This is a genomic window from Spirosoma endophyticum, assembly GCF_900112365.1.
In the GTDB taxonomy this organism is placed as follows: domain Bacteria; phylum Bacteroidota; class Bacteroidia; order Cytophagales; family Spirosomataceae; genus Spirosoma; species Spirosoma endophyticum.
On sequence record NZ_FOLQ01000048.1, the window covers coordinates 1 to 1543 of the forward strand.

Below are 1543 nucleotides of genomic sequence, written 5' to 3' on the forward strand. Positions count from 1 at the left end.
GCCCCCGATGGTGGATAATGTGATTGTCCATTGCGTACAGATACCGCCAGTTGGGAATTTTACCCCCCACAAACTCCGCCTGCTCGAAAAGTTTCGCGTCGGGGATGGTTGTGATGGTTTGCCGCATAAAGGCGTAGAGCGCTTTCACCTCATCCAATACCTGTTGCTTAGTGACGGCTTTCGAGAGGTTCCGGCCCTTTTTGTAGGGATTGTCAATGCCCAGTCGGGCCGACAGAAGCATTGTGGTGAACTCGCAGCAATGCCGCCACTGCTCGGCAAAGCTCATCGCTTCGGGTGTATATTTAAAGTCGTATGCTTCGGCTGGCATCTGGGTGGCCGTGATTAGGGTAAGCTGTTCGGACCTAGCCCAGGCCTCAAGCAACTCCCGGCGAACGCGTTGGGCTTCGGATTCGAGGTCAATGGTGGCAGGGTGGGCAAGGGCTGCCGTTGGCAGCAGGCTAGTGCCCAAGAGGTTCTTGAGGAAACGGAGTCGGTTCATGTCCGTAAGTTGCCAAAAAGTTGATTATGAGCCAAGTAAACTAAATATAATGGTTTTGGGCGCGTTGAGATCGAAGCCCCACTAAGTTAAGGATACCATTTCAGTATCCTATGAAACGTACATTGCTTAAAGCAGATGAATGAAGATTCTAACGTCTCACGGGGGTGCCTTTTTATAAGACAGTGATTTTTTACTACTGACCGACACAAACAGTCGTATACGTATTTGACATTAGAAGGATCTAGTAGATATACAAATTACAATAATGATAGCAACGGAAAAAACGCCAAATGCACCAGCAAAAACGTAGCGGTAAAGCTTTACGCACTTAGTTTTTTCGGCATCAGCTAATACAAAATCAAATCTTTTTATAATTAAGGGTCCTAACAATTGTCGGTAGAAAAAATAAGGTATAACTCCTGTGAGTAAGGAAGCTTTCAAAAAATCGAGATGCAAAGGGCCCGATAGCCTCGCTAGCACTCCTCCCAACAGAATGAGTATTGCCATGTAGTACAAGTACAGTGCAGCCAAGAATCGCTTGAAACCAGCTTCTTTTGCTAATTTAGGTGGTATCTCTATAGTAGCGTCCAAGTAAGCTCCCTGTTGAAGATCAATAAGAAAGTGCTTAAGATTGAGCATTAGTAAATTATTATACAAGTGGTATTAAGTTAGTTAAAGCCCCTGCTCTTAGGCTAACTACTCGTATATGATCCGTCTTGGACTTGCAATAGTATACTGGAGATATTTTTCAGGCAGCCATCTGAGAGGTGTAAAAATAAGATTCCTGTTGAGCGGGAGTTTGGTAATTCAAGCTTGAATGTCTCCGCCGACGATTATACCAGCCCTCAATATACTCGAAGGTGGCTAACCGGGCAGCGGCCCGCGTTGGAAAGTCAGTATGGTTCACTAATTCGCTTTTGAATGTTTTGAAAAAGCTCTCAGCTACTGCATTGTCCCAGCAATTGCCTTTACGACTCATACTTTGCACGACAGGCAGGCCTCTCAACTGATCCCGAAATTCAGTGCAGGCATACTGGACACCAC

3 protein-coding genes are annotated in these 1543 nt (G+C 45.7%); all 3 read right to left on the reverse strand.

What is annotated here, in order from left to right; genetic code table 11:
• Positions 1–499, reverse strand: a 499-nt coding sequence (locus BM202_RS35255; protein ID WP_093835109.1) for a DinB family protein, incomplete at its 3' end; no start/stop codon positions are given.
• 231 nt (positions 500–730) lie between these two features.
• A complete protein-coding gene (locus tag BM202_RS35260; protein WP_093835111.1) occupies positions 731–1138 on the reverse strand; it encodes a hypothetical protein in 408 nt (135 codons plus the stop codon).
• A 109-nt stretch (positions 1139–1247) separates the two neighbouring features.
• A partial coding sequence (locus BM202_RS35265) for an integrase core domain-containing protein (RefSeq protein ID WP_143100885.1) occupies positions 1248–1543 on the reverse strand: 296 nt, incomplete at its 5' end.